Source organism: Janthinobacterium sp. SUN073 (genome assembly GCF_030397665.1).
Lineage (GTDB): Bacteria > Pseudomonadota > Gammaproteobacteria > Burkholderiales > Burkholderiaceae_D > Janthinobacterium.
Genome location: NZ_JAPUBT010000007.1, coordinates 118,157 through 141,305 on the forward strand (window position 1 = coordinate 118,157; position 23,149 = coordinate 141,305).

General features: G+C 63.7%; 22 protein-coding genes. 13 read left to right on the forward strand and 9 right to left on the reverse strand.

The features are described 5' to 3' along the window. Positions 1–266 precede the first annotated feature (266 nt). From O0882_RS19145 to O0882_RS19175, 7 genes are read left to right on the forward strand one after another with little or no spacing between them, the layout of a single operon-like run. Positions 267–890, forward strand: coding sequence for a Crp/Fnr family transcriptional regulator (locus O0882_RS19145; RefSeq protein ID WP_226939566.1), 624 nt, complete (start codon positions 267–269; stop codon positions 888–890). Next, complete coding sequence (locus O0882_RS19150) at positions 877–2,937, forward strand: DUF4132 domain-containing protein (RefSeq protein WP_289950515.1); 2,061 nt, start codon at positions 877–879, stop codon at positions 2,935–2,937. Before O0882_RS19145 ends, O0882_RS19150 begins: the two co-directional genes overlap by 14 nt. Before the next feature lie 46 nt (positions 2,938–2,983). Next, positions 2,984–4,807 carry an aminopeptidase P family protein gene (locus O0882_RS19155; protein ID WP_289950516.1) on the forward strand — a complete coding sequence of 608 codons (1,824 nt, stop codon included), beginning with the start codon at positions 2,984–2,986 and terminating at the stop codon, positions 4,805–4,807. Next, the gene (locus O0882_RS19160; RefSeq protein ID WP_071079957.1) at positions 4,807–5,055 is read left to right on the forward strand and encodes a hypothetical protein; all 249 of its coding nucleotides are present in this window, start codon (positions 4,807–4,809) and stop codon (positions 5,053–5,055) included. The genes O0882_RS19155 and O0882_RS19160 overlap by 1 nt, the downstream gene beginning before the upstream one ends. Then, positions 5,056–5,796, forward strand: a complete 741-nt coding sequence (locus O0882_RS19165) for an MgtC/SapB family protein (protein ID WP_289950517.1) — start codon at positions 5,056–5,058, stop codon at positions 5,794–5,796. Positions 5,797–5,801: 5 nt separating this feature from the next. Then, positions 5,802–6,389, forward strand: a complete 588-nt coding sequence (locus O0882_RS19170) for a DUF924 family protein (protein WP_289950518.1) — start codon at positions 5,802–5,804, stop codon at positions 6,387–6,389. 6 nt (positions 6,390–6,395) lie between these two features. Then, positions 6,396–7,223 (forward strand): Rossmann-like and DUF2520 domain-containing protein, encoded by an 828-nt coding sequence (locus O0882_RS19175; protein ID WP_289950520.1) that lies wholly within the window; start codon positions 6,396–6,398, stop codon positions 7,221–7,223. Position 7,224: 1 nt separating this feature from the next. On the opposite strand, the gene O0882_RS19180 is transcribed toward O0882_RS19175, so the two are convergent. Then, positions 7,225–8,721 carry a sensor domain-containing diguanylate cyclase gene (locus tag O0882_RS19180; protein ID WP_289950521.1) on the reverse strand — a complete coding sequence of 499 codons (1,497 nt, stop codon included), beginning with the start codon at positions 8,719–8,721 and terminating at the stop codon, positions 7,225–7,227. Positions 8,722–8,945: 224 nt separating this feature from the next. Here O0882_RS19180 and O0882_RS19185 point away from each other — a divergent pair, with 224 nt between their 5' ends. Continuing rightward, the gene (locus O0882_RS19185) at positions 8,946–9,308 is read left to right on the forward strand and encodes a hypothetical protein (protein WP_289950524.1); all 363 of its coding nucleotides are present in this window, start codon (positions 8,946–8,948) and stop codon (positions 9,306–9,308) included. 6 nt (positions 9,309–9,314) lie between these two features. On the opposite strand, the gene O0882_RS19190 is transcribed toward O0882_RS19185, so the two are convergent. Next, entirely contained in the window at positions 9,315–9,896 is a 582-nt protein-coding gene (locus O0882_RS19190; protein WP_289950526.1) for a molybdopterin-dependent oxidoreductase, read from the reverse strand. A 225-nt stretch (positions 9,897–10,121) separates the two neighbouring features. On the opposite strand from O0882_RS19190, the gene O0882_RS19195 reads away from it, so the two are divergent. Continuing rightward, complete coding sequence (locus tag O0882_RS19195; protein WP_219134062.1) at positions 10,122–10,703, forward strand: porin family protein; 582 nt, start codon at positions 10,122–10,124, stop codon at positions 10,701–10,703. 72 nt (positions 10,704–10,775) lie between these two features. On the opposite strand, the gene ettA is transcribed toward O0882_RS19195, so the two are convergent. Both ettA and rarD read right to left on the reverse strand, forming a co-directional pair. Beyond that, a complete protein-coding gene (gene ettA / locus O0882_RS19200) occupies positions 10,776–12,446 on the reverse strand; it encodes an energy-dependent translational throttle protein EttA (protein WP_099761103.1) in 1,671 nt (556 codons plus the stop codon). 87 nt (positions 12,447–12,533) lie between these two features. Then, the gene (gene rarD / locus O0882_RS19205) at positions 12,534–13,418 is read right to left on the reverse strand and encodes an EamA family transporter RarD (protein WP_289950529.1); all 885 of its coding nucleotides are present in this window, start codon (positions 13,416–13,418) and stop codon (positions 12,534–12,536) included. A 238-nt stretch (positions 13,419–13,656) separates the two neighbouring features. Between rarD and O0882_RS19210 the strand changes: the two genes are divergently transcribed. Together O0882_RS19210 and O0882_RS19215 are read left to right on the forward strand one after the other, a co-directional pair. Next, positions 13,657–15,534, forward strand: a complete 1,878-nt coding sequence (locus O0882_RS19210) for a potassium transporter Kup (protein ID WP_289950530.1) — start codon at positions 13,657–13,659, stop codon at positions 15,532–15,534. Positions 15,535–15,701: 167 nt separating this feature from the next. Then, positions 15,702–16,166 carry an FKBP-type peptidyl-prolyl cis-trans isomerase gene (locus O0882_RS19215; RefSeq protein ID WP_289950531.1) on the forward strand — a complete coding sequence of 155 codons (465 nt, stop codon included), beginning with the start codon at positions 15,702–15,704 and terminating at the stop codon, positions 16,164–16,166. Positions 16,167–16,239: 73 nt separating this feature from the next. Here O0882_RS19215 and O0882_RS19220 read toward each other — a convergent pair whose 3' ends face one another. From O0882_RS19220 to O0882_RS19230, 3 genes are all read right to left on the reverse strand, one after another. After that, the gene (locus O0882_RS19220; protein ID WP_289950534.1) at positions 16,240–16,911 is read right to left on the reverse strand and encodes a diphthine--ammonia ligase; all 672 of its coding nucleotides are present in this window, start codon (positions 16,909–16,911) and stop codon (positions 16,240–16,242) included. After that, positions 16,908–17,378, reverse strand: a complete 471-nt coding sequence (locus O0882_RS19225) for a GNAT family N-acetyltransferase (protein ID WP_289950536.1) — start codon at positions 17,376–17,378, stop codon at positions 16,908–16,910. Before O0882_RS19225 ends, O0882_RS19220 begins: the two co-directional genes overlap by 4 nt. Before the next feature lie 121 nt (positions 17,379–17,499). Next, complete coding sequence (locus O0882_RS19230; protein ID WP_289950538.1) at positions 17,500–17,925, reverse strand: organic hydroperoxide resistance protein; 426 nt, start codon at positions 17,923–17,925, stop codon at positions 17,500–17,502. Positions 17,926–18,210: 285 nt separating this feature from the next. Here O0882_RS19230 and O0882_RS19235 point away from each other — a divergent pair, with 285 nt between their 5' ends. Continuing rightward, positions 18,211–19,476, forward strand: a complete 1,266-nt coding sequence (locus O0882_RS19235; RefSeq protein WP_289950541.1) for a histidine kinase — start codon at positions 18,211–18,213, stop codon at positions 19,474–19,476. After that, on the forward strand, positions 19,463–20,245 hold the full coding sequence (locus O0882_RS19240) for a LytTR family DNA-binding domain-containing protein (protein WP_289950543.1): 783 nt from the start codon (positions 19,463–19,465) through the stop codon (positions 20,243–20,245). Before O0882_RS19235 ends, O0882_RS19240 begins: the two co-directional genes overlap by 14 nt. Positions 20,246–20,326: 81 nt before the next feature. Here the strand turns inward: O0882_RS19240 and O0882_RS19245 are convergent, their stop codons facing one another. Both O0882_RS19245 and gshA read right to left on the reverse strand, forming a co-directional pair. Next, the gene (locus O0882_RS19245; RefSeq protein WP_289950544.1) at positions 20,327–21,370 is read right to left on the reverse strand and encodes a histone deacetylase family protein; all 1,044 of its coding nucleotides are present in this window, start codon (positions 21,368–21,370) and stop codon (positions 20,327–20,329) included. 19 nt (positions 21,371–21,389) lie between these two features. Further along, positions 21,390–22,991: a glutamate--cysteine ligase gene (gene gshA / locus O0882_RS19250; RefSeq protein WP_289950546.1), complete on the reverse strand. Its 1,602-nt coding sequence runs from the start codon at positions 22,989–22,991 to the stop codon at positions 21,390–21,392. Positions 22,992–23,149: the final 158 nt, after the last annotated feature.

The window sequence follows — 23,149 nt, forward strand, 5'->3', positions numbered from 1 at the left end:
AAAAGTCGGTATCGTTGCTGTGGTAGTCGTTTGCACCAGTGTCTCCCTGTTGCTTGTCTCAGGCTCCACCTCGTTGGATGGCGCTCTGTGTTTTTATGTATAAGGCGTTTGTGCAATGATAGTAGCTTGCGTTAGTTTGCCGAGTTGTCTTTTCGGGGACATTTACCCACTTTTCGATGGTGCATCGCACAATGACCTACCCTGATATCACGCTGAAGGATGCCGTGCGCGCGGCCAACTGGGCGCAGTTGCTCGATCCCGTGCAAATGGCCCGCGTCGAGGCGGACGTGTTTGAAACCTTCGTGCCGAAAGGCGGCTTTGTCTGCCGCAAGGGCGAGCCGGTGGACAACTGGATCGGCGTCATCAGCGGCATGGTCAAGATGAATAATTTTTCCGCCTCCGGCAAGGCCATGACCTTCATCGGCGTGCCGCCCGGCAGCTGGTTCGGCGAAGGTTCGCTGCTGAAAAACGAAATCCGCAAATACGACACCATGGCGCTGCGCGACACGCGCGTGGCGCGCCTGCCCGGCGCCACCTTCCACTGGCTGCTGGAAACGAGTCTGCCATTCACGCGTTTCCTGCTGATGCAGCTCAATGAGCGCCTGGGCCAGTTCATCGGCATGGTGGAAAACGAGCGCCTGCTCGACCTGAACACGCGCGTGGCGCGCTGCCTGGCCTCGATGTTCAACTCGCACCTGTACCCTGGCGTGGATACCTTGGTGCAGCTGTCGCAGGAAGAGATCGGCCTGCTGTCCGGCTCTTCGCGCCAGCGCGCCAACCAGGCTCTGCAGGTGCTGGAAAAAAAAGGCTTGCTGCGCCTCGACTATGGCGGCATCCGCGTGCTGGACCTGGAAGGCTTGCGCCGCTACGAGGCCGATGATGCCATCTGAGTCCACTCGCGCCGCGGCGCTGCGCGCACGCCTCGATGGCGGCTTTGTCGAGCATGCGCGTTTCACGGGGCCGCCGGTCGATTTCCAAGACTGGGCACCCGAAGAACTGGGCGCCATCTGGGGTGCGTTGCACCGCGCGGCGGGCTTCGGCCATGACGATCCTGCGCGGCGCGAACTGGCGATGGCGCTATTGGCACAAGCGAGCAGCGTGAACCTGGCACCGGCGCTGGCAGGCGACATGTTCCTCGACGCGCTGGACGCGGCCCGCGTGCACGACTGGGATTACGCAATCGGCTGCCTGGCTTGCCTGCACGGCGAGGTACCCGAGGGCAGCGCGCGCCTGGCCCTGCGCATCCTTGATGAACCTGCGCGCTGGGGCGAACAGCATTTTGCCGCCTGGCTGCTGGCGCGGCTGGCCGGTGGCGACGTCCCGGCCCAGTTCGGGCAGATGATGGACGAGCGCCATGCGCGTTACCCGATGCCCTTGACCTTGCAGGAACTCACCGTGCTGCCGCAGCTGGCGCAAGCGTCCCTGCTGGCGCTGGCCGGCTCGCGCTACAGCGGCCACTGGAACCGCGACAGCATCGGCGAGGCGGACCCCGCCGAAGTGCTGGCCGACGATGCGGCGTATGTCGATTTTGCGCGCACGATACTGGAACAGGCGGTGCGCCATATCGCCGCCATCCATGACGGCAGCGTGCCGTATGCGGCCGATGCCGCCTTTGCCACGGCAGACTCTCCGGTGCTGGCGCGTGCCGCGCGGGTGGCGTCCTATCGCGATGATGCATGGTTCAGGCCCGTGATCACCGTCTTGCTGCCTTTGGCATGCGTGGCACCCGGCGCGGCCAAGAGCGCGCCGTCGCAATCGCTGGCGATGGCGCTGGGCCATGCGGTGGAAACCATCCCCACGCCCGAAAGCCTGCAGGCCCTGCGCGCGGCGCTGGCCCAGGTACGCCATGCGGGCATCCGCAAGAAACTGGAACGCAATCTGAAACCGGCCGAACGGGCGCTGGCCGAACGGCCCGATATCGCCTGGAGGATCGGTATGCCGGGCCCCATGGGCAAGCGGCGCCAGGCCATGCTGGCGCGACGCCTGGAAGCGGGCTACGCCAGCGAGGTGTGGTTTCGCCTGGACCAATGGCGCGCCCTGCGCGACGATGCCGATATCGACGCGGTGGCGCGCGCGCTGGTCTGGCGCACGGGCGATGGGTCGGCCTTTATGCTTGACGGGAAGGGCGCAATCGACGCACAGGGGCAGCCGGTGGGTTTGCCTGCGCAAGGCGAGATCGGCCTGTGGCACCCCTTGCATGGCAACGGGGAAGAGCGCGCGGCCTGGCAAGCGCTGCTCGCGCAGCGGCGCCTGCGCCAGCCGCTGCGCCAGGTTTATCGCGAAATATATGAACCGCCCGGCGACGGCAGTGCCCCATTTGCCGGCTACCAGCTGTCGCTGCGCACCTTGCTGGGACTGGCGCGCCGCGAAGGCTGGCGTCTGGACCATGATGAAGGCTTGTCGCGCCAGTTCGGCGCCTGGCGCGTGTCACTGCGCGTCGAGGGACGCGTGTATCCGGGTGCGGGCGGCGCTTGCACGTCAAACGGACTGGCGCCTGCGCAGATGATGCCGATGGCGCCGGTGGCGTATTCGGAAGCGTGTCGCGCGGCGGACCTGCTGGTCAGCGCCAGCGCGTTGGCGCTGGTGGAGGAAGAGCAAAGCGTGGAGCGCGAACAGCGCCTGTTTTACCTGGCCAACTTGGCACCGGGGCCGATGGCGGGCATGCGGCGCGCCGTGCTGGAACAGGTATTCGCGGACCAGATCGAGGATGGCCGCATGGCGCTCGAAGCGCGCCACCTGATGGTGGGCCGGCATGCGATCCACCTGACCACCGGCAGGGTCACGAAGGATGGTGCCGAGGCGGCGATTGAGGTGGTAGCGAAGGGGAGCAAGCTGGGCGCCGTGCCGTGGCTTCCCTACGACGAGGCGCTGCTGGAAAAAATCGCCGCCGCCGCCGGGGCGCTAATGGTGCTGCACCGAGTGCAGCCCGGCTGCTAATCGCGGTATCATAGACGCTTCCCGGCACCGCTCCATTTTCGCTCCCATGCAGACACCTGACCAATCCACTCCCGCCTCCCGTTTGTCGCAACTGCGCAGCGCCATGCGCGCGCAGCACATCGACGCCTGCATCGTGCCCTCGGCCGACCCGCATTTGTCCGAGTACCTGCCGGCGCGCTGGCAGGGCCGCGAGTGGCTGTCGGGCTTTACGGGGTCGGTCGGCACCCTGGTCGTGACGCAGGATTTTGCCGGCGTGTGGACCGATGGCCGCTACTGGGAGCAGGCGGAAGACGAACTGGCCGGCAGCGGCATCGTCCTGAAGAAAATCCCGTCCGGCGCCAGCGTGCTGTATATCGACTGGCTGGGCGAGACCATGCAGCCGGGGCAGACGGTGGCCGTCGATGGCGCCGTGCTGGGCCTGGCCAATGCGCGCCTGCTGCAGCAGGCGCTGGGCGAGCAAGTGACCCTGCGCACGGATACCGATGTGCTGCAAGCCGTCTGGCCGCAGCGTCCGGCCATGCCCGCCGCGCCCGTGGTGGAACACGCGGCCGCGTATCCGGGCCTGTCGCGCCAGGACAAACTGGCGGCCCTGCGCGCCAGCATGGCGGCGCACGGCGCCAGCCACCACGTCATTTCCACCCTCGACGATATCGCCTGGCTGTTCAACCTGCGCGGCGCCGACGTCAACTACAACCCTGTCTTCCTCGCGCATGCGCTGGTGGGGCCCGAGCGCGCCACTCTGTTCGTCGCCGACGGCAAGCTGCCCGCTATCCTGCGCGCTACCCTGGAAAGCGAAGGCGTGGACGTGGCCGCGTATGACCGTACTGCGGCCGCGCTGGCCGCGTTGCCGGCCGGCGCCACCTTGCTGCTCGACCCGCGCCGCATCACGTTCGGCACGCGCCAGGCCGTGGCCGAGGGCGTGCGGGTGGTCGAATCGATCAATCCCACCACCCTGGCCAAGTCGCGCAAGACGGAGAGCGAAGCGGCGCACGTGCGCGCCGCCATGGAGCAGGATGGCGCCGCCCTGTGCGAATTTTTCAGCTGGCTGGATCGCACCCTGGCCGATCCGCAGCGCGCGTCCTTGACGGAAATCGGCGTCGACGAACACCTGACGGCATGCCGCGCGCGCCGTGCCGGTTTTGTCAGCCCCAGTTTCGGTACCATTGCCGGCTTCAACGCGCACGGCGCGATCATGCATTACCACGCCCATGCGGGCAGCGAGGCCACCATCGAAGGCGACGGCTTGCTGCTGATCGATTCGGGCGGCCAGTACCTGGGCGGCACCACGGATATCACGCGCGTGGTTCCCGTCGGCACGATCACGGCTGAGCACAGGCGCGATTTCACCCTGGTCTTGCGCAGCATGATCGCCCTGTCGCGTGCGCAGTTCCCGCGCGGCGTGAAGTCGCCCATGCTGGACGCCATTGCCCGCGCACCGTTGTGGGCCGAGGGCATCGACTTTGGCCATGGCACGGGCCACGGCGTGGGTTTTTTCCTGAATGTCCATGAAGGGCCGCAATCGATTTCCCAGTCCGCCATGCCGGAGCCGCAGACGGCCATGGAACCGGGCATGATCACCTCCATCGAACCGGGTATCTACCGCCCTGGCCAGTGGGGCATCCGTATCGAGAATCTGGTATTGAACGTTCCCGCAGGGACGACGCAGTTCGGGGAATTCCTGCGTTTTGAAACCCTGACCCTGTGCCCGATCGATACGCGCTGCGTCGAGCGCTCGCTGTTGCGCGACGATGAGGCGGCCTGGCTCAACGATTACCACGCCACCGTGCGTGCGCGCCTCGCGCCGCTGTTGGCTGCGCCGGCCGATGCGCCTGCGCTGGCGTGGCTGGAACAGCGTACGGGAGCCATCTGATGCGTTCGACCCGCGCCACATCCGCCATCGAGCGGCTCAAGGAACGCACCGGCCACCGCCTCTACACGATGGCGCGCACGGGCGATGAACTGTTTTTCCTGACCGAAGGCCCGGGCTTGCCGCCCCTGTGCCCGCCGCTGGAACTCGATGCCTTCGTCGCCTTCGTGAATGGACTGGGACCGCAAAAGGCGCGCCGCGTCAGCAAGCTCGATGTGGCGTTTGAAAAGCAGCTGACGAAAAAGCCCTAGATGCCGACCATCGACTTCCTGCGCGCGTATTGGTCGCCGGCCGAGCTGGCAACGAATGGCGTGATTCTGCTGAACCTGTTGGGCGCGTTGCTGCTGGGCTTGCTGGTGGGCTATGAGCGCTCGTATCACGGGCGTGCCGCCGGCATGCGCACGTATGGCCTGGTCTGCATGGCGTCGGCCGCGCTGACGGTGCTGGGCGGCTATCCGGAGTTCTGGTATGGCGGCCATGGCGCCATCGTCGGCAGCGACCCCACGCGTATCATCCAGGGGATCGTCACGGGCGTGGGTTTCCTCGGCGCCGGCGTCATCATGCGCGAAGGCTTCAATATCAGCGGCTTGACGACGGCCGCCTCGATCTGGGCCTCGTCCGTGATCGGCATCATGGTCGGCATCGGCTTTTATCTGTCGGCCATGGGCCTGGCCTTCATGTGCGCGATGGCGATGATTTTTCTGTCAAAATTGGAGAACTGGCTGCCGTCGCGCCACGCAGTGGCCATCACCATGCGCTTCAAGCAAGGGTTCATTCCCCGCGAAGATGCGCTGCGGCGCATGGCCGCCAAGCGCGGCTACGACATCGCCGGCGGCTCGTTGACCATCGGCAGCACGGACGGCATGCAGGAATGGCGCTTTGTCGCCATCGCGCATGGCAAGAACACGGGCGCCAGCCTGTCGGCCATGTCGGCCGAACTGGCCCTCTTCGAAGGCATCGCCGGCTTCCAGCTGTCGCACGCACGCAACTGAAAAGGATGGACATGGATGCACAGGCCCAAGACGTACTCGATTTCTGGTTCCTGCCGCCGGATAACCCTGACTACGGCCAGTCGCGCGTGGCATGGTTCCGCAAGGATGACGCCTTCGACGCGCACATACGCGCGCGTTTCGGCGCGCTGATCGATGCCGCCATCGAGGGCGGCTTGCGCGCGTGGGACGCGACGCCGCACGGCGCGCTGGCGCGCCTCATCGTGCTCGATCAGTTGACGCGCAATGTCTATCGGGGCACGCCGCGCGCCTTTGCCGGCGACGTCCAGGCGCTGGCGCTGGCCGTCGCCTTGACGCAGGCGGGGCAGGACCAGCAATTGCCACCGATGCTGCGCGCCTTCGCCTACCTGCCGTTCGAACATGCGGAAGACCTGGCCATGCAGGCGCGCGCCGTCGAATTGTTCCAGCTGCTGTCGCAGGCGCAGCCCGGCTTTGATGGCATGCTCGATTATGCGCAGCGGCACCAGGAAGTGATCGCCCGCTTTGGCCGCTTCCCGCACCGCAACGCCATTCTCGGCCGGTCTTCCACGCCGGAAGAAGTGGAATTTTTGCGCCAGCCCGGTTCCAGCTTCTAGGCAGCCATGGACGTCACCCTGAATATCATCGGCGCCGGCCATGTGGGCCGCGTGCTGGGCCGTCTGTTCGCCGGCGTGGACGGGATCGCGGTGCAGGACGTGCTGACGCGCTCGATCGCCTCGGCGCAGGCGGCCGTCGATTTCATGGGCGCCGGCACGCCTGTCGCCAGCTATGCGGCCTTGCGGCGCGCCGATGTCACCCTGCTTGCCGTCTCCGACGACCAGATCGTCCCGGCCTGCGCGGCGCTGGTGGCCGAGGGACGCCAGGCGGGCGCCATCGTGTTTCACTGCAGCGGCGCGCTGGCCTCGAACGTGCTGCTGGCGGCCACGCAGGCCGGGGCGTCGGTGGCCAGCGCCCACCCGATCCGCAGCTTTGCCGACCCGCAGCAGGTGGCCGCCACCTTTGATGGCACGTTTTGCGGCGTCGAAGGCGATCCGCTGGCGCTGGCCTTCCTCACGCCGGCCTTGAATGCCATCGGCGCGCGCCCCGTGCCCATCGACCCGGCCGCCAAGACCCTGTATCACGCCGCTGCCGTGTTTGCCAGCAACTACCTGGTGACGGTGCTCGACGCCGCCCTGCGCGCCTACCAGGCAGCCGGCATTGCCGAGCCGGTGGCGCGCGAACTGGCCCAGCCTTTGGTGACGGAAGCGGTGGCCAATGTGTTTCGCCTGGGCGCCGCGCCCGCGCTGTCCGGCCCCATCGCACGCGGCGATGCAGCCACCGTGCAACGCCAGCAGCAGGCGGTGCAAAGCTGGGATGCCGCCACGGGGGAGTTGTACCGGGCGCTGGTGGCGCCCACGCAAGATCTGGCCAGGCGCAAGCGCGGGGGATGAATCAGGCGGCGTGCACGCCGTTACGGCCGTGATGCTTGGCCTGGTACAGGGCGCTGTCGGCGCGCGAAAAGAAGGCTGACTCGCTTTCGTCGGGCCGGTATTCGGCCACGCCCAGGCTGATCGTCACGGGGAGCTGCGGCGCGGGCAGGCCGAAATCGTGCTGCTCGACGGCGGCGCGCAGGTTTTCCGCCACGTCCATCGCCTGCGCCAGGTTGCAGTTATTCAGCAGCACCAGGTATTCCTCGCCGCCCCAGCGCGTGATGACGTCGCTTTCGCGCACGGTGGCGCGCGCCACGTCCGCCACGCCACGGATGACCTTGTCGCCCCACAGGTGGCCGTGGGTATCGTTGACGCGCTTGAAGAAATCGATGTCGAACAGGATGGCGGACATCGGTTGTTCGTTGCGTTTGGACAAGAGCATGGCGCGCTGGAACAGCAATTCCAGCGATTGGCGGTTCAGCAAGCCCGTCAGCGCATCCGTCGAGGCGATGCGTTCGATGCGGCGCTGGTAGCGGTTCACCGTTAGCAAGGTCAGCAGCAGTACCAGCAGGGTGACGCCAAAGCTGATGGCCAGATTCAGGATGAACACGCCTTGCAGCGACTTGACTTCATCGCTGACATTCTGCTCGACCACCAGGTACCAGCCCAGCTCGGGAATGAAACGCGAGTTGACGAGGATTTGCGCACGGCCCAGCTGGTACGACAGGTGCGTCGGTGCGCTCTGGTGGTTGATGATCTGGTCGGCAATGCTGCTCACGCCGGGCAAATTGCGAATGTTGCCGCGACCCTCGCGCATGGTCTTGCCCGCCAGTACCAGGGCGCCGGCGCCGTCGACAAAGTAGATGTTGCGGTGGAAGCGCGCCTGGTAGCGGTCGATGATGTGGCTCATGGTGTCCAGGGTCAGGCCGATGCCCGTGGCGCCGATGAACTGGCCATCGTAATCATAAACGCGGTGGTTGATGAAGATGGTCATGCTGTCGCGGTTGGCCATGTCCACGTCGACATTGGTCTCGTAATCGGTGCTGTCCATGGCGCGCACGCGGTAGTACCAGAGGTCGCGCGTCGCTTCCGGGCTGACGGATTTCAGCGTGCCTTCAGCATAATAATATTTGCTGCTCTTGTCCGAGACGAGAAAGCTGGTGATGGCGCCGTATTTCTTCTTGACCTCGGCCAGGTAGCGCACGATCTGCGCCGGGTTGCTTTCGCCAGCGAGTATCCAGTCACGCACGAAGGTGTCGTGCGCCATCAGCGAGGAGATGAAGACGGGGCGCAGCATGTCCTTCTGGATTTCCGAGTAAATGTTGTCGCCCGTCAGCGGCAAGGTCTGGTCGGCGATACCATGCTCGATGGCCTGGCGCGAGGCCAGGTAGCTGGCCAGGCTGGTCGCCATGAAGCCCGCCCCCAGGATCAGGGTCAGGAGGATGAGCAGGCGGTACTTGATCGACAGAAGGCGCATGGAGACGAGGAAGTGGCAGGCGGGAAGGCAATCTTTACGCAAGCCAAAAGTATGCAGCAGGCCGGGTATTGGCGCAATGATAACTGGCTTTATTGATAATTTACGCTGGTATCCGCGACAAGATAACCACGACTTACCAAATAAAAGTGCCGATTTGTCGACAAAGATGCAAATTAGCAATAAGATTTGACGATGGGAATCATTGCGCACCGCCCATGTCTTGCCGTCCGTTTCAGGCGCAGGACACCACGCGCGGGGAGTGTAGTATGTTATTTTTAAAGAGTACGTCTGTCAGCAAGGCCTCCGGCATTTATGAAGTCGACATCGCCGCCAAACCACCGGGCAAGACTTTTGGCATTTTCCTCGCCACCGATCCCGATCATCCACCGCATGCCTTGCTGGGACAATTGAAGGTGCTCGGCTACGAGAACACCTATAGTTCTCCCTACCTGCACAAGGATGGGGGCAAGGTGCTGGATTTGCATTTCCAGAAGGATGGCACGGATATCTTCAAGGGCTGGAAAACCGAGGAGTGCACACTCAACCTGGCCGCCATCACGGCGCTGTTCGAGGAGCACGGCATCACCATCGCGCCAAGGGTTATGTCGATGGCCGAAGCCTACGCTTAATTTGCTTCAACCCGCCTCCACGCCAATGTGATACAGCGCCCACGGGCAACTGGCGAAACGCTCGGCCAGGGGCAGTGCCGCCACGGCCGCGATGCGGTCGGCATCATGGATCGCCCATAGCGGCCCCAGGCCGCCCAGCGCCATCGCCTGCCCGTCGAGGTGGGTGGCGACAATAAAACGCTGCGTGCGCGCCTGGGCCACGGTCAGCGCCGCCGCATAGCCATCCACGCCGCGCAGCAGCAGGCGCACATCATCTTCCTCCGGGGCGCCCGCCGCCTTCAAGACATCGACCAGCAGCGGCCCGCGCAGGGCATGCGCCTTGCCGTCGTATTCCAGGGTGGGGTGGATGGTGCGCGCCGGCAAGTTCGCCAGCGCCGCAAAGTCGAATGCCCGCGCCCGCTCAAAACTGATTTTCTGCTTGTGCATCATCTGGTCGCGCACGGCGTCGAACGGACCCCGGTTGGGTTTGGCTATGCTGCCCGTGATGGTCAGCAAGGCCGGACCGTGCAGGCCGGCGGGCGCCGCCCGGGCGATCGCGGGCAGGGCGGTGGCCGCCATGGCGGCGGCGAGAAACTGGCGTTTGTGCATGCACCTCTCCTGTTTGTCTGAAATTCAAATTTCTCTTAAGTCTATCTTAAGTTCGCTCAACGGTGCGCATTTTATGGTTATTGTCAGTTTGAAATGTCTGCTTACATCTTGTCACAGTTCTTACGGAATGGAGAAAGACGTAGCTTTTTTCGGCTGTTATTGTGTAGTCATCGCACTTCGCTGAACTGCGAATCCAGGCACCATTCACTAATTGAAAGAGAGAACATGATGAAGAAGAAAATCCTGTTTGCAATGATCGCTACGACTACTGCACTGACCGGCATGAGCGCCGCGCACGCCGAAGGCGCCTATGTGGGTGCCGGCGTCACGGGCAACCGTTATAGCTTCGATATTCCTGGCGCCACCAGCGCCGATAATCACAGCGGCTACAAGGCGGGCGCCAAGGTTTTCGCCGGTTACGATTTCGATAAAACCTGGGCGGTCGAGGGCGGTTACGCCGATTTCGGCAGCAAGGATTACAGCTATGTCACCAGCACCGGCAACGGTTCCGTGAAAAGCGATTCGCACGGCTACTACCTGGCCGGCAAGGCCAGCATGCCGGTGAGCGATAAAGTCGGCGTGTTCGGCAAGCTCGGTGTGGCCAAGGTCAAGAATAGCTTGAGCGGCACGGGCCTGTCGACCGGCATCAGCGGCAACGACAAGACGGGCGTGTACGCTTCCGTAGGTGCCCAGTACGCGATCAACGAGAAAGTCTCGCTGACGGCGGAAGTGGAACACTTCGGCAAGAGCGCCGACCAGGGCCGCAAGGCTACCGGCCTGGCCCTAGGCGCGCGCTACAACTTCTAATGGTTTAGAAGTTTGCTGAAAAAAAAGGCAGTTACCGCGAGGTAACTGCCTTTTTGCATTGCTGCACCCGATTTATACGCTGAGCGGTTTGTAGCGGATACGTTTTGGTTTCGCGCCTTCGTCACCCAGACGTTTCTTCTTGTCGGCTTCGTATTCCTGATAGTTGCCGTCAAAGAAGGTGACCTGCGAATCGCCTTCGAATGCCAGGATATGCGTGGCGATACGGTCGAGGAACCAGCGATCATGCGAGATGACCATCACGCTGCCGGCAAATTCCAGCAAGGCGTCTTCCAGCGCGCGCAGGGTTTCCACGTCCAGATCGTTCGACGGTTCATCGAGCAGCAGGACGTTGCCGCCCATCAGCAGGGTTTTTGCCAGGTGCAGACGGCCACGTTCACCGCCGGACAGATTGCCGACGATTTTTTGCTGGTCGCCGCCCTTGAAGTTGAAGCGGCCCAGGTAGGCGCGCGACGGCATTTCGAAGCGGCCAACCGTCAACATGTCGGCGCCGCCGCACACGTCCTGGAAGACGGTCTTGCTGTCCGACAGCGAGTCGCCGCGATTCTGGTCGACGATGGAGACGCGCGCCGTCTGGCCGATGGCCACTTCGCCGCTGTCCGGCTGTTCCTTGCCGGTGATCATCTTGAACAGGGTCGACTTGCCGGCGCCGTTGGGGCCGATGATGCCGACGATGGCGCCTGGCGGCACGGTGAAGCTCAGGTTATCGATCAGCAAACGGTCGCCGAACGCTTTCGACACGTTCTTGAACTCGATGACGTCATTGCCCAGGCGTTCAGCCACGGGAATGAAGATTTCCTGCGTTTCGTTGCGCTTCTGGTATTCGTGCTCGGACAGCTCGTTGAAGCGGGCCAGGCGGGCTTTCGACTTGGCCTGGCGCGCTTTCGGGTTCTGGCGCGACCATTCCAATTCCTTTTGCAGCGCCTTCTGGCGTGCCGATTCCGTCGATTCTTCCTGCTTCAGGCGGGCTTGCTTCTGCTCCAGCCAGGTCGAGTAGTTACCCTTCCATGGAATGCCGCTGCCGCGGTCCAGCTCCAGGATCCACTCGGCCGCATTGTCGAGGAAGTAGCGGTCATGGGTGATGGCTACCACGGTGCCGGGGAAGCGCAGCAGGAATTGTTCCAGCCAGTCGACCGATTCCGCATCCAGATGGTTGGTCGGTTCGTCGAGCAGCAGCATGTCGGGCTTGGACAGCAACAGCTTGCACAGCGCCACGCGGCGCTTTTCGCCGCCGGACAGCACGCCGATGCTGGCATCCCAGGGCGGCAGGCGCAGCGCGTCGGCGGCCATTTCCAGCTGCAAATTCAAATTGCCGCCGTCGGAAGTCGAGATGATCGCTTCCAGGCGTGCCTGTTCCGTGGCCAGGGCGTCGAAATCGGCGTCTTCCTCGGCATACGCGGCGTACACGGCTTCCAGCTTGGCTTGCGCTTCAAATACTTCGCCCAGGCCCGATTCGACTTCCTGGCGCACGGTTTTTTCCGGGTCCAGTTGCGGTTCCTGCGGCAGGTAGCCGATGTTCAGGCCCGGCATCGGCACGGCTTCGCCCTGGATGTCGGTGTCGATGCCGGCCATGATTTTCAGCAGGGTCGATTTGCCGGAGCCGTTCAGGCCCAGCACGCCGATCTTCGCGCCTGGGAAGAAGGAGAGGGAAATATCTTTCAGAATCTGGCGCTTGGGCGGGACGATTTTGCCCACGCGATTCATGGTGTAGACGTAATTTGCCATTAGAAATCTCGGGTGATATACAAAGACGGACAGGATACGGTAAACGCCCGCTTCCGGCCAGCGCTGTACGCTGCCGGAGCGGGTCGGTCAGGCTGCCAGGCGCGCGCGGCGGCTGCTCCACAGCCCTTCGGCCGCGTACAGGGCCAGCGCCGTCCAGATGACGAGGAAGCCCAGCATGCGTTCGGGCGTGAACGATTCGTGGAAGACCCACACGCCGATCAGCAACTGGCCTGTGGGGGCGATGTATTGTAATAAGCCCAGCACGGCCAGCGGCAGGCGGCGCGCGCCGGCGGCAAACAGCAGCAGGGGGATGGCCGTGATGGGGCCGGACGCCAGCAGCAGCGCGCGCGTGGCGGTGGAATCTGTATTGACGAAGCCGCTCTGGCCGTGCCAGGCCAGCCACAGCATGTAGGCCAGCGCCAGGGGAAACAAAATCAAGGTTTCGAATGACAGGCCTTCCAGCGCACCGAGCGCGGCCGTCTTGCGCAGCAAACCATAGCCGCCGAAGGTGGCCGCCAGCAGCAGGGCGATCCACGGCACTTGCCCCGCCTGCCAGGTGAGCCAGGCCACGCCGCAGGCGGCCAGGCCGATGGCCAGCCACTGCAGGCGGCGCAAGCGCTCGTGCAGCAGCATAAAGCCCAGCATGACATTGATCAGGGGCGTAATGAAGTAGCCGAGGCTGGCGTCGACCACATGGCCATTGTTGACGGCCCAGATATAGATGAACCAGTTGGCGGACAGCAAAAACGCACTGGCGACGAAGCCGGCCACGACCCTGGGCTGCGCTTTCAGGCTGCCCAGCCAGCTCCACTGGCGGCGCACGGTCAGCACGATGCCTAGAAACAACAGAGACCAGACCATGCGGTGCGCCAGGATTTCCTGTGGTGCGATCTCGCCGATGGCATGGAAATACAGGGGAAACAGGCCCCAGCACAGGAAGGCGAGGGAGGCGTACAACATGCCTGGATTCATGATGGGGCTCGCTGGAGAGTAGACAGTCTGTCATTATGGCTGAAAACATCGGGGGCTGCCCGGCGCCGCTGGCGAGGCGTAGAATGGCAACAAATCAATGGCCGCAAGCCCGCGCAGCAAGGCGGAGCGGTACAAAACCACGACTTTGGGGCAGCTGCGGAACCATGCAAAAATACTCTTGCTATTTGCTAATACCTATCATATTGTGCGATGCAACAAAACAAAAACGGGTGCAATCTTGACGTCGGAACACAAAAAAAGCGGCCTGGTCGGCTTGACACTGGCTGCCGTCGGCATCGTCTATGGCGATATCGGCACCAGTCCGCTATACACCCTCAAAACGGTATTCGACCCGGCCCACGGCCTGTCTGTCACGCATAACAACCTGCTGGGCATCGTCTCGTTGATCTTCTGGGGCCTGACCCTGATCGTCTCGCTCAAGTACGTGACCCTGGTGCTGCGTGCCGACAACCGCGGCGAGGGCGGCATCATGGCCCTGATGGCGCTGGTGCTGTCGTCCGTCAGCAAGTCGTCGCGCTGGCATGTGCCGCTGATGGTGATCGGCGTGTTTGGCGCCACCCTGTTCTATGGCGACAGCGTGATCACGCCGGCCATTTCGGTGCTGTCGGCGATCGAAGGCCTGGAAGTGGCCACGCCTGCCTTCAGTCCGTATGTGGTGTGGCTGACGATCGCCGTGCTGGTGGCGCTGTATTCGGTGCAGTCGCACGGTACGGCCGGCATCGGCCGCTTCTTCGCTCCCATCATGCTGATATGGTTTGTCGCGCTCGCCTTTATGGGCGTGGTCAATATCATCAAGTCGCCAGGCATCCTGGCCGCCGTCAATCCCCTGCATGCGGTGGCTTTCCTGCTGGACAATGGCCGCATCGCCTTCCTGTCGCTGGGCGCCGTGGTGCTGGCACTGACGGGCGCCGAGGCGCTGTACGCCGACATGGGCCACTTCGGCAAGAAGCCGATCCGCATGGCCTGGTTCCTGATCGCCTTTCCCGCGCTGGCGCTGAACTACCTGGGCCAGGGCGGCTTGCTGCTGGCGCACCCGGAAGCCATTTCCAATCCGTTCTACCAGCAGCTGGGCGCCTGGAGCGTGTATCCGCTGGTGATTTTGTCGACCATGGCCACCGTCATCGCTTCGCAGGCGACCATTTCCGGCACCTTCTCGATGACCAAGCAAGCCATCGCGCTGGGCTTCTTGCCGCGCATGCGCGTGCGCCACACGTCGGAAAGCGAAATCGGCCAGATTTACATTCCTGCCGTCAACTGGCTGCAGCTGGCCGTCGTGCTGATGGCCGTCGTCGGTTTTGGCTCGTCGGAAAAGCTGGCCGCCGCCTACGGCATCGCCGTCACCGCCACCATGCTGGCCACCACGATCCTGACCTTCTTCGTCATCCGCTACCGCTGGAAGATGAATTTGCTGCTGTGCTGGGCCGCCACGGGCTTCTTCCTGATCATCGATGTGAACCTGTTCGCGGCCAGTTCCCTGAAACTGTTCCACGGCGGCTGGTTCCCGCTGTTGCTGGGCGCCGTCCTGTTCATCATCATGCTGACCTGGAAACGGGGCCGCCAGCTGGTGTTCCAGAACCTGGAAAAGCACGCCATCCCGCTCAACGAATTCCTCTCGTCGCTGTTCATCGCGCCGCCGCTGCGCGTGCCCGGCACCGCCATCTTCCTGCGCGGTGAAACGGATGGCGTGCCGCATGCGCTGCTGCATAACTTGCTGCATAACAAGGTGCTGCATGAGCGCGTCATTTTCCTCACTGTCTTCATGCATGAAGAGCCGTGGGTGTTGCCATCCGAGCGCGTGCGCGTGGTGGAGCTGGGCCACCAGTGCTACCAGGTGAATGTGCATTACGGCTTCAAGGATGAACCGGATATTCCGGCTGCGCTGGCGCAATGCGCCGAGCAGGGAATGGATTTTGAGATGATGGAAACGTCGTTCTTCATCGCGCGCCAGACCATCATCTCGACGCCGGGTGCTGGCATGATGCCGTGGCGCGAGCACCTGTTCGTCACCATGTCGCGCAATGCGCGCACGGCGGCCGACTACTATCAGATCCCCAGCAACCGGGTGATCGAACTGGGCACGCAGGTGGAAATCTAGGCCCGACGGCGCGGCGGAATGGATATTTTGTTAATGTTGTATTGACGCACAATCTTCCGCCGTGCTTACGTCTGCTTACAAATGAGGCTGGCGACACCTGTTAAACTGCTGCTCGCACCGGTCCGCACCGTACGGATCGAGCCACACTCAATATTTAAAGGGAAACCATGAAATCGGTATTTAAAATGATCGCCACGATTGCCTGTGCCGTGGCTCTGACCGCCTGCGGCGCCGCCGCAAACACGGAAAAGCCGGTCGTGCTCGATCCGAATACGCAGGTGAAAGAACTGACCATTACCGATGTGGTGGTCGGCACCGGCACGGCGGCGGCGGCGGGCGATACCCTGAGCGTGCTTTACACAGGCTGGCTGTACGACGCTAGCAAGCCGGGCAACAAGGGCACGCAGTTCGATACGAACCAGGCTGGCGCCAGCTACGATTTCCCTCTGGGTATCGGCCACGTCATCCTGGGCTGGGACCGCGGCCTGGTCGGCATGCAGGTGGGCGGCACCCGCACCCTGGCCATTCCGTATGACCTCGGTTATGGCAAGGCGGGCAGCCCGCCGAAGATTCCCGGCTATGCCGGCTTGCTGTTTGAAGTCAAGCTGATCGGCGTGGAGAAAAAGAAGTAGGCACGCGCAGGGCAGCCAGTACCAGGGGCGATTCCACGGAATCGCCCTTTTTGCTTTGCGGGCCCTGTCTGCGTCAGGCTGGCGCCAGTTCCTGGAAGTAATACGTGGCGCCGCCCAGATCGGCTGGCGCGTCATATTGCAGCACCTGCGTGCGGCGCAACGCCACGGGGGCGCTGAAGGCGGGGCCGTCGTAGACGAAGGTGTGGAATTCGCCGTTTTCGCCGCAGGCGTCGACACCGGGCGGCAGGTCGGCGAGGAAGGAAGCGTCGAACTCGCGCCCGCAAAACTCGCGTGGCAGGTGCTGGCCATTGATGCAGACGACGATGGCCTTGAAGCCGGCGGCGAGAAATTCGTCGACCAGCGCGCGCCGCGCTTCGCCCCACAGGGGCAGATGGGCCGTCAGGCCGGCCGCGGCGCAGACTTTTTCTTCCCAGTCGCGGTGCGGCTGCAGGTCGATGTCGCCAAACAGGGCGTGAGCTATGCCCTCGTCTTTCGCCGCGCGCAGCATGGCGATGAATTGTTCTTCGTAGCTGGCCCAGCTGGCGTGATAGCGCTGCAGGCGCGCCCCCAGGCTGGCTGCCTGTGCTTCGAGCAGCTCGGGCGGCACGCCGTGCGAGCGCGATTTGCGGCCATCTTCATCCATGGCCGTGATCAGCAGCGGCACGCGCATACCGGCGTTGCGTGCGCGCCACAGGGCCAGGCAGGAATCCTTGCCGCCGCTCCAGGAAATGAGGGCCGTCGTCATGCTGCCGTCTCCACCGCGCGCAGCATGTCGATGTGCTGTATGCCGTCTTCGTCGTAGGGGGCGCTGACGGTGACAAAACCGAACGACTGGTAGAAGCGCTCCAGATACTGCTGCGCACCGATGCGAATGGCGTGGCCAGGGTGCTGGCGTTCGGCGCGCGCGATGCCCTCAAGCAGCAGCTGCTTGCCGGCGCCCGTGCTGCGCGCCTCGGGCGCCGTCAGCACGCGGCCCAGCGACATTTCCACGTATTTGGCGCCCGGCGCCAGCACGCGCAGATACGCGGCCAGCCGGCGCTGGCCATCGACCGTTTGCCAGCCCAACAAGTGCATGGCTGGCTGGTCATGGCCATCGAGGTCCGGGTAAATACACTGCTGTTCGATGACGAACACGCGCTGGCGCAAGGCCAGCACTTGGTACAAATCATGGGGGCCGAGTTCGTCGAACGTGTTCCATTGCCAGCTGATCATGCGTACTCCGGAAAAATCAGGAAAAGAGCGCCATTCTAAAGGTACACGTGAAAAAAAACCGCGCTGCCTACATGGCAGTGCGGTTTTGATGGTGACGCGCAGCAACTGATGCCAGGTGCGCTCAGACGATCGTCAGGGTGACGTCGATGTTGCCGCGCGTGGCGTTCGAGTAAGGGCACACGATGTGGGCGGCGGCGACCAGCGCTTCGGCGGCGGCGCGCTCCATGCCCGGCAGCGAAATTTTCAGTTCCACTTCGATGCCGAAGCCCGTGTCGATGGCGCCGATGCCGACGTTGCCTTCGATGGACAGGTCTGCCGGCAAGGTGATCTTGTCGCGGCCGCCGACGAATTTCATGGCGCCGATGAAGCAGGCCGAGTAGCCGGCGGCGAACAGTTGTTCCGGATTGGTGCCCACGGCGCCATTGCCGCCCAGTTCTTTCGGCGTGGTCAGCTTGACATCCAGCACATTGTCGGACGACACGGCACGGCCTTCGCGGCCTCCGGTAGCGGTGGCTTGCGCGCGGTACAGGACTTGTTTGATCGACATGATGATTTCCTTTAGATGGATAAATAGTTGGCTACTAAATAGTGTGCTACTTGTTTCATGGGCTAACGCCCCAGGATGCCCGTCTGCAGAAGCGCTTGCCGGCGTCCATGTACACAATATATATCGCGCACTATTTAATTGCAAGCGATTTTAATTTCAGGCGATGCAGATTTGTGCTTTATTTTGATGCCTTTGTCGCCAGTATTGCCCTTCCATCGCATAATGGCCACCGTCGCCGGGGGCGATGGTTATGCTGGGCCCACTTCACACCCCAAGGAAAAAATCATGACTAGCCTCTTCTTTATCCTGCGCATCACCTTGGCCACGATGCTCACCTACATCATCGCCACGGCGATCCTGGTGGAGAATTTCCTGCGCTATATCTTCGGGCATACGGAAGGCTTCTTTGTCAGCATCGGCGCACTGCTGGCCGGCGCCGTCATCACGAATGCGTTTTCGCACGTGCGCCGCGTGCGCCTGATCGCCGGCGCCGTCAACCCCGGCACCCTGTCGAGCCGCCAGCGGCGCCAGATCGAGATCCCGTTCGAGGCGGGTGAGGCGTTCGACATGATCGACGCGGCCATCCGCGAATTGCCGGGCAGCGAAGTGGTCGAAAGCGCGCGCGACAGCTTGCAGGTGCAGGCCCGCGTGCGCCGCGCCGCGCCGTACACGCACACGGGCTTGCCCCGCATGCGCTTGCTGGGTTTCCTGGAGCCGCGGCCGAACCAGATCCTCGCCACCGTCACGCCGAATGGCGAGGCGGGCAGCGTGACGCTGATCTGCGAGCCGGCGCGCAATGCCTGGACCGACTGGTTCCTCGTCGACCATGGCAGCAACCTGGAAAACGCGGAAGCGGTGACGCGGGCGATGACGCGCCGGGTGGCGCAGCGCCGGCGCGGCGAGCAGGCCGAAGCGCGCCAGACGGTGACGGAAAAGGAACTCACGGTGGCCAAGCTGAGCCTGCTGCACGCGCAGGTCGAGCCGCACTTCCTGTACAACACGCTGGCCAGCGCGCAGCTGCTCACGCGCAGCGACCCCGTGCGCGCCGACGAGATGCTGGGCAACCTGATTCTGTATTTGCGCCACTCGCTGCCGCGCACGGAGCAAGCCATGTCGACCCTGGGCACGGAGCTGGAACGGGCGCGTGCCTACCTCGATATTTTGAAAATCCGCATGGGCGCGCGCCTGAACCTGCAGATTGAGGTGCCGCAATACCTGCGCCAGGCGGAGCTGCCGCCGATGATGCTGCAAACCCTGGTGGAAAACGCCATCAAGCATGGCCTGGAGCCGAAGAGCGGCGGCGGCACCATCTGGATCATGGCGCGCAGCGGTGACGGCACGGTGATCGTCACGGTGGCCGACGACGGCAAGGGTTTCAGCGACGACGGCGCCGGTACGGGCATCGGCTTGCGCAATGTGCGCGAACGCCTGCGCCTGACCTATGGCAATACCGCCGCGTTTGCCATTGTCGCCAATTTCCCCGATGGCGTGACGGCCACCATCACGGTGCCGGACAGTACGGCGCAAGGAGTGTCGTATGCATCCGCCTGAGATGACCTGCGTCATCGCCGAAGATGAAACCCTGCTGCGCGATGCGCTGGTGGCCTTGCTGGCCGAAGAGTGGCCGGCACTGCGCATCGTTGCCGCCTGCGACGACGGCGGCACGGCGCTCGACGCCATCGCCACCCTGCGACCCGACGTTGCCTTCCTGGATATCCGCATGCCGGGTTTGACGGGGCTGGAAGTGGCGGCTGGCGCGCTCGAAGCCAGTCCCGCCACCCAGGTGGTGTTCGTCACCGCCTACGACCAGTACGCGATCGATGCCTTCGACAAGGGCGCCGTCGATTACTTATTGAAACCCATCGCCCGTGAGCGCCTGCAAGCGACCTTGCAGCGCCTGCAGGTGCGGGCCGGCAAGGCCCAGGCGGGCGACGGCGCGCTGGCCGGCCTGCTGCAGCAATTGAGCCGCGCCTTGCCGGCGGCGGCCAAGTCGCCGCCGCTGGTGTGGCTGACGGCCAGCAGCGGCAAGGACACGCGCCTGATCATGGTGGAAGATATCGCCTATTTTCAGTCCGACACCAAGTACACGGCCGTCATGACGGCGGACGGCGAGGCGCTGCTGCGCAAGCCGATACGCGAACTGCTCGACGTGCTCGATCCGGCGATTTTCAAGCAGATTCACCGCTCCACCATCGTCAACATGAAGATGGTGGCGGCGGTCACGCGCGACGAGGTGGGACGCGGTGTATTGCGTCTGAAAACGCGGCCGGAAACCCTGGCCGTGAGCCAGCCGTTCATGGCCTTGTTCCGGAATATGTAGCGATGCTAAAGCCGGGGTCAGACCCTCAACACCGCTAACGCCAGGCTCACCGTCAACGTGGACGGGGGTCTGACCCCAGAATTACTCTGCGGTTTCAAACCCTTCGAGCACATTCACCACATTGATGCCCAGTTCCTTCACCGCATAGCCCCCTTCGAGGATGAAGGCGGTGGGCAGGTTCAGATGGGCAAGGCGTTCACCCACGCGCAGGTAGTCGCCGCTTTGCAGGGCGAAGTGCGACAGCGGGTCGCCGACGAAGGTGTCGACACCGAGCGACACCACCAGTGCGTCGGGCGCGTACATCTTGATGCGCAGGCAAGCAGTTTCCAGCGCGGCGAACCAGCTGGCCGTGGTGCTGCCGGCAGGCAGCGGCAGGTTGACGTTGTAGCCAAGCCCCGCACCGCTGCCCGTTTCATCGGCGTGGCCCAGGTAAAACGGGTATTCGCTGCGCGGATCGGCGTGGACAGAGGCGAACAGCACGTCGTTGCGCGCATAGAAAATGCTCTGCGTGCCGTTGCCGTGGTGGTAATCGATGTCGAGGATGGCGACCTTGCTGGCGCCGTCGTCGAGCAGGTGCTGCGCGGCCAGGGCCGCGTTGTTCAGAAAGCAGTAACCGCCAAAGAAATCGCTGCCCGCATGGTGGCCCGGCGGGCGCGTCAGGGCGAACGTGGCCCGTTCTCCCAGGCGCAGCGCGTGCGCCGCGTTGACGGCGCAGTCGGCGCCCGTCTTGGCCGCCGTCCACGTGCCGGTCGTCAGCGGCGTGCCATTGTCCATCGAATACAGGCCCAGCTTGGCCGTGAAGTCGTCCGGTTCGATATCGCTGCGCAAGGTGCGCACGGGCCACACGGAGGGCAAGGCATCCTTGTTGGCATTGTCCGGGTCGAGCGCCAGCCAGTCGTGCCAGGCGTGGCGCAGGAAATGCAGGTAACGGGGCGTGTGGATACGTTCGAGCGACGTCAGCGGTACACCGTGCGGTGTGACGATGCGGCCCAGATTGCGCCGTCCCAGTTCGGCCACCACCATGTCGGCCCGTTCGGGCGTCTCGAAGCAGGGCACCATGGTGCCGCGAAACATTTCGAAGCGGCCCCGGTGCTGGCTATGCAATTCATTGTAGAAGGTCAGCATTGGGGCGTTTTGTGCAAGGTCAGGTGTGCGAACACAGGGTGCTGGCGCGGTAGGCGGCGACGAAATCGTCGAAGCTGCCGGCGGGCGCCGCTTCCATGGCGTGCTGCTCGGCCAGCGAACTGGCGGCCATCTGGTCGAAATACGCGCTTTGTTCCGGTGTGGCCGGCTGCGCGCGGAAGTAGGCGGCGTGGCGTTCGCTCTGGCGCAGGCCGAAGGCGGCAAACGAGCCGCCATTGGCGCGCAGCTCGGCCAATACCTTGGCCGATGGCGTCGTGTCCGGGTCTGCCAGTTTGACGGCTTGCGCCGCCAGGCTGTCCGCGTGCTGCGTGCCGCCAATGCGCGCGTCGAGCAAGGCCGCCACGGGGGCGATGCGCGCCAGCAATTCTTCGCCCCAGGCCTGCAGGCTGATGTCTGCGCCGTCGCGGCGCAGGGTCAGGCCCGGCGTGCGGCCTTCCTTGACGGTGCGCGCGAAATTGTGCGTGTAGCAGGCGCTTTGCTCGGCCGAGATGGGCGCACTGTCGTCGAGCGCGCAGAACAGCAAAAACGCATCGAGGAAGCGCCCCGTTTCCAGGCTGATACCGACCGGTTCGAACGGGTCGACATCCATGCAGCGCACTTCGATGTATTGCACGCCGCGCAGGCACAGGGCCTGGATGGGGCGCTCGCCCGTGCGGATCACGCGCTTCGGGCGGATGGTCGAATAGTATTCATTTTCGATCTGCAGCACGTTGGTGGACAATTGAATCCACTCGCCATCTTTTTTCGTGCCCAGCGCCGCATACGGCGGATACGGGTCGTTGACGGCATGCGTGAGGGCGCTGACGTAGTCTTCCAGGCTGTTTTCGTGCGGGCGCAGGCCCGACTGGGCATCGTTCTGGTAGCCGAGGTCGCTCATGCGCAGGCTGGTGGCGTAGGGCAGGAACAGCGTGTCGTCGGACAAGGTGTCGAGCTTGTGCGCGCGGCCGCGCAGGAAACCGGCCGACAGCGCCGGCGAGGCGCCGAACAGGTACATCAGCAGCCAGCTGTAGCGGCGGAAATTGCGGATCGTCGCCAGGTAGCTTTCCGACTGCACGTCTTTCGGCGAGGCAGCTGCCTGCGTCGGGCTGGCGCTGGTGTCCGGGTTGCTGGCGAGCACTTGCCACAGCTGTTCGTCGAGCGAATAGTTGTAGTGGATGCCGGCGATGCATTGCATGGCCTTGCCGTAGCGCAAGGCCAGGCCGCGCCGATAGACGTGCTTGAGCATGCCCATGTTCGAGCTGCCGTAGTTGGCGATTTCGATGTCCGCTTCGGGCGGCAACTGGCAGGGCATCGACTGGCTCCACAGCAACTCGTCACCGAGGCGGCTGTAGGCATGGCGGTGCACGGTACCCAGCTTGTCGAGCGTGACGGCGATGTCGCTTTCAGCCGGGGTGATGAATTCGAGCAGCGCTTCGGCGTAGTCGGTGGTGATTTCAGGATGCGTCAGCGCCGAGCCCAGGGCGGCGGGGTGGGGCGTGGAAGCCAGATGGCCAGCAGGGTCGACGCGCAGGGTTTCACGCTCGATGCCGCGCAAGCCGCCCAGCAGCGCGCGGTTGGCATCTTCGGTCAGCAATGCCAGGCGGCGAGTCAACAGGTTGGGCAATTTGAGCTTCCTTTCTTGTGCAGCATATAAATAATTTGTGCTGAGATTAACCGAATTTTGGCAAATGCGTCGGCGCCGGCCCAAAAAACGCCGCGTCGCCAGCGTCCGCCCCGGGCAAGAGGGGCGGCGCTTCGGTCAGGAATTCGCTTGATATTTTA